The sequence below is a fragment of the Nonomuraea sp. NPDC049784 genome (genome assembly GCF_040659615.1).
In the GTDB taxonomy this organism is placed as follows: Bacteria; Actinomycetota; Actinomycetes; order Streptosporangiales; family Streptosporangiaceae; genus Nonomuraea.
Genome location: NZ_JBFAMX010000774.1, coordinates 1 through 4,109, shown reverse-complemented (window position 1 = coordinate 4,109; position 4,109 = coordinate 1). Strand labels below are relative to the sequence as shown.

Genomic DNA, 4,109 nt, shown 5'->3' with positions numbered 1-4,109 from the left:
CGGGCGAAGCGGGCGCGGCTGCGCGCGCCATCCGTACCCGGTCGCGATGGCCCGCCACGGCGGCGCAAAGCCCGCCGTCGTCGGGGGCGCCCGAAAGGTCCAGCACGAGGCCGCGCCCGTCCCCCAGCAGCTCGGCGATCGGCCGCGCGCCCACCGGCCCGTTGACGGCATCCGCCGGTCCGTGAGCCATCTGCGTCACCACGCCGTCCTCCCATGGCGCCGCAGAACCCGGGTCCGCGGGTAGCGCCCGGGTGGGCGGGTCCGCCGGGATCGCCTCCAGCCGCGGCGCGAAGCGGCCGACAGGCGGATGCGGCGCGCCGGGCGCGTAGTCCACGTCCGTCCCCTCGACCATCCCCGCGAAGTGCCGCTTGGCGTCCGGCAGCTCCAGCGCCTCGCCCAGCACCTCCCGCAACGCATCCACCTGCGGCCCTGGACGCATCAGCGCCACCTGGGCCCGGGTGTTGCGCAGCACCCTGGCCGCCACCGGGTGCCGCTCGGCGGTGTAGGTGTCCAGCAGGCCGTCAGGGGCGAGCCCCCGCACCACCAGGGCCAGCTTCCATCCCAGGTTGACCGCGTCCTGCAGCCCCAGGTTGAGCCCCTGGCCGCCGATCGGCGAGTGCACGTGCGCCGCGTCCCCCGCCAGCAGCACCCGCCCCTTGCGGTACGTCTCCGCGTGCCGGGTGTTGTCGCTGTAGCGGATGCCGGTCTCCAGCCGCTCGACCACCACGTCCTGGCCGGTCACGCGCCGCAGGCTGCCCTCCAGCTCCTCGGCCGTCATCGGCGCGTCCCGTTCGTCAGGCCCGGCGTCGAACTCGATGGTGGCGATCTCCCCCGGCACCAGCGACCGGTTCACCAGCCCGCCCGGGCCGCGTAGCGACGACGACACCGCGCCGGGAGAGGCGAGTTCGGCCACGGCGGTCCGCCCCGTCATGGTCGGCGGCGTCCCGTCGAACGCGAACCCCGACCGCTTGCGCACCACGCTCCGCCCTCCGTCGCACCCCACGAGGTACGCCGCCCGCACCACTCGCCCGTCGGCCAGCGTGGCGACGGCGGCGGCCTCGTCCTGCGCGACGTCCACCACCGCGCACCCCTGCCAGATCCGCACCCCCATCCCGGCGGCCCGCTCGGCCAGGATGCCTTCCAGGCTGTCCTGCCTGAGCATGAGGTACTCGGCCTTCCCGCTCTCGTCGAGCAGCGGCAGACCGCTGAAGTGCCCCCTGATCAGCCCGCCCTGGAGCAGCTCCACCATCAGGGCGACCAGGTCCGCCCCTGCGGGCTCGCGCCGGGCGGCCAGCTCGTCGAGCATCGCCCACTGCGCCTCGGCCACCGGCTCGACCAGGCCGCGCAGGGCCAGCGACTGCACGGTGCGCGCGTTGAGCGAGCGCAGCCCGAGGCTGCGCGTCCTGCGTTCGTCGCCCGTGGCCGCCTCCAGGACCACCGGGTCGGCCCCGCCCAGCTTGAGCTCGCACGCCAGCAGCAGCCCCACGGGCCCGCCGCCAACGATGATCACGTCAGCCATCTCACTCCTTACTTACAACGTAAGCTTACGTCGTAAGTAGAGCACATACACCGTAAGCTTTGTCAAGCCGGAGAGAGGAGCGCGAGGGATGGCACGACGGGAGCCGCTGAACAGGGAGAAGGTCCTGGACGCGGCCCTGGAGCTGGCCGACAAGGAGGGCCTGCAAGGTCTTGCCATGCGGCGGCTGGCGAAGAAGCTCGGCGTCGAGGCGATGTCGCTCTACAACCACGTCTCGAACAAGGCCGACATCCTCGACGGCATCGCCGAGCGGGTGTTCGGCCAGGTCGAGCGGCCGGACCCGGCGCTGACGTGGCAGGAGCAGGTGCGCGAGGTGGCGCTGAGCATGTACCGGGTGTTCGGCCGCCATCCGGTGGTGCCGCTCGCGCTGGTCACCGACCGGTCCAATCCGACCTCCGTACGGGCGCTGGAGCCGCTCGACGCGCTGGTGGGAGCGCTGTTCCAGGCGGGGTTCGACGACGTGGGCACGTGGCGGGCGCTGGGCGCGGTGAACAGCCTGGTGTTCGGGTCGCTGCTGCTGTCCACGGGCGGGTTCACCGGCGATCCCGGCGTGCACGCCGGCGAGCAGGGGGTCAGCGCGTACATCCGCGAGATGGACCCCGTGCGGCTGCCGCACTTCAGCCGGCTGCTGCGGAGCACGCGGCAGGGCGTGGACCTGGAGGCGGACTTCACGCAGGCCCTGGACATGCTGATCCACGGCCTCGCGGCCGAGGCGGAGCGGTCCCGTAACCGCACATGATCCGCACCGAAGCGCGGCGGGAGCGTGGGGGCAATGGCTGGAGCACCGCGGGGTCTCCAGTGCCCGCCCGAACTAGTGGAACAAACTATTCCGTTCTGCTAGACTGAGGGCATAACGAAAGGGGCTCACCGATGAGCGACATCACCAGCGGTTGGGACGTACTGGACTCCGCGCACGAGGCGCTGCGCCGGGTCGCCGGCGCCGTTCCCGCCGCCGCCTGGCACCTCCCGACGCCCTGCTCGGCCTGGGACGTCACGCAGGTGCTCCAGCACGCGGCAGGCGACCAGATCGGCTTCGCCGCCGCGCTCACCGGTGAGCCCGGCCCCGCCTTCAACCCGTTCGACCCGTCGGGCGAGCTGGAGGGGGACCCGGCGGCGTTCACGGAGGACGCGCTGGCCCGCTCGGCCAGGGCGTGGGCCGGCGTCGACCGGGACGCCGCGCAGGTGCCGACGCCGGTGCCGCCGCACAAGATGTCCCCGTGGTCGGGCTCGACGGCGTGCGCGCTCGACGCCGCCGTGCACGCCTGGGACATCGCGGTCGCCACGGGCCAGGCCTCCCCGCTGACGCCGGACCTGGCGCGGCCCCTGCTGAAGGTGGCCCAGGAGATCGTCGAGCCGCTCCGCGCCTGGGGCGCGTACGCCGCCGTGCTGGAGCCCGAGCAGGGAGACGACGACGTGGCGGCGCTCCTGCGCTACCTCGGCCGCGACCCCGGCTGGACCCCCTCCTCGTGAGGGGGTGGGCTCAGGAGAACTTGGTCTTCGGACGCTCCTCGAGCTCGCCGTCCACGTAGATCTCGAGCTTCTCGTTGTAGAACGCGATCAGCCCGGCGATCTTCTCGCTCTCCGGCAGCGGCGTCCGGTACGACCAGGCCAGGTCCTTCCTGCCGTTGACGGTCCAGTATTCCGCCGTGCCCTTGTAGGGGCAGTGGGTGGCCGTGTCGGTGTGCTCCAGCAGGTCGAGCCGTACGTCCGTCTTCGGCAGGTAGTAGCGGGCGGGCAGGCCCGTCTCGAAGAGGATGCGCGGGCTGCGGGAGTCGGCCACGGTGACGCCGTCCACCTCCACCCGCACGTGCCGCGAGCTCACCAGGATGTCGACCCTGGTGTACGGGTCGCGCGGGTGGAAGTAGACCTCCTCGTCCTCCTCGAACCAGGCGTCCATGGCCTCCCACTCGAAGCGGACGTGGCCGCGGATCGGCTCCAGCGGCGAGTCGCGGTAGACCAGCGCCGCGTCGGCCGCCTCCGCCGTGCCCGACGTGACGGTGTGGACGAGGCCGTCACCCCTGCTCGGAGAGTGCTGGCTGGCGCCGGTGGCCTTGAGCGCGGACTCGTCCACGTCTGCCAGCGGGAAGTAGTAGGTGGGGTAGTACGGGACCTCCCACACCAGGAGGGCGGAGGTGGTGTCGGCCACCACCCGTCCGCCGAGATAGGCCCTCACACGCTTGGCCGTGGGCTCTACGCGCACCCGGCCGCGGTTCGTGACATCCATGTTCGCGGCAACCCCGGGAGCAGCGCCACTATTCCAGTCAGCCCACTCCGAACGCGGCCAGCGTCCCCCAGGTCGTCAGTGTCCCGACCACCGCCCCAGCGGCCACCTGAGGCCAGGTGTGGTGCGTGAGGCGTACCCTCGCCCAGCACACCAGCGCCACGACGGCGGCCCCGGCGAGCGCGGTCGGCCAGGCGGGCAGCACGTGGGCGAGCACCACGACCGTGCCCGCGGAGACGGCGGCGTGGAAGGAGATCTTCCAGCGCAGCGTGACGGGGACGGTCACGGCCAGCGCGATCAGCATCGCGGTCACGGTGGCGACGAGCAGCGTCGGCGCGCCCATGACGACCA

General features: G+C 72.6%; 4 protein-coding genes and 1 pseudogene. 2 read left to right on the top strand and 3 right to left on the bottom strand.

Annotation, left to right across the window (positions count from 1 at the left end):
* Positions 1-1,519: FAD-dependent monooxygenase (locus AB0J09_RS58205; protein ID WP_360711735.1), on the bottom strand; the 1,519-nt coding region annotated here is incomplete at its 3' end.
* An 88-nt stretch (positions 1,520-1,607) separates the two neighbouring features.
* Between AB0J09_RS58205 and AB0J09_RS58200 the strand changes: the two genes are divergently transcribed.
* Positions 1,608-2,276 carry a TetR/AcrR family transcriptional regulator C-terminal domain-containing protein gene (locus AB0J09_RS58200; RefSeq protein WP_360711733.1) on the top strand — a complete coding sequence of 223 codons (669 nt, stop codon included), beginning with the start codon at positions 1,608-1,610 and terminating at the stop codon, positions 2,274-2,276.
* Positions 2,277-2,407: 131 nt separating this feature from the next.
* Positions 2,408-3,007, top strand: coding sequence for a TIGR03086 family metal-binding protein (locus AB0J09_RS58195; RefSeq protein ID WP_360711730.1), 600 nt, complete (start codon positions 2,408-2,410; stop codon positions 3,005-3,007).
* 10 nt (positions 3,008-3,017) lie between these two features.
* Here the strand turns inward: AB0J09_RS58195 and AB0J09_RS58190 are convergent, their stop codons facing one another.
* Together AB0J09_RS58190 and AB0J09_RS58185 are read right to left on the bottom strand one after the other, a co-directional pair.
* Positions 3,018-3,761 carry a DUF427 domain-containing protein gene (locus tag AB0J09_RS58190; protein WP_360711727.1) on the bottom strand — a complete coding sequence of 248 codons (744 nt, stop codon included), beginning with the start codon at positions 3,759-3,761 and terminating at the stop codon, positions 3,018-3,020.
* Between the two features lie 37 nt (positions 3,762-3,798).
* A pseudogene (locus AB0J09_RS58185) lies at positions 3,799-4,109 on the bottom strand (hypothetical protein); the annotation flags it as partial.

Coding starts and splice junctions, on each gene's coding strand:
- AB0J09_RS58200 (WP_360711733.1), top strand. CDS start 1,608: ATGGCACGACGGGAGCCGCTGAACAGGGAGAAGGTCCTGGACGCGGCC.
- AB0J09_RS58195 (WP_360711730.1), top strand. CDS start 2,408: ATGAGCGACATCACCAGCGGTTGGGACGTACTGGACTCCGCGCACGAG.
- AB0J09_RS58190 (WP_360711727.1), bottom strand. CDS start 3,761: ATGGATGTCACGAACCGCGGCCGGGTGCGCGTAGAGCCCACGGCCAAG.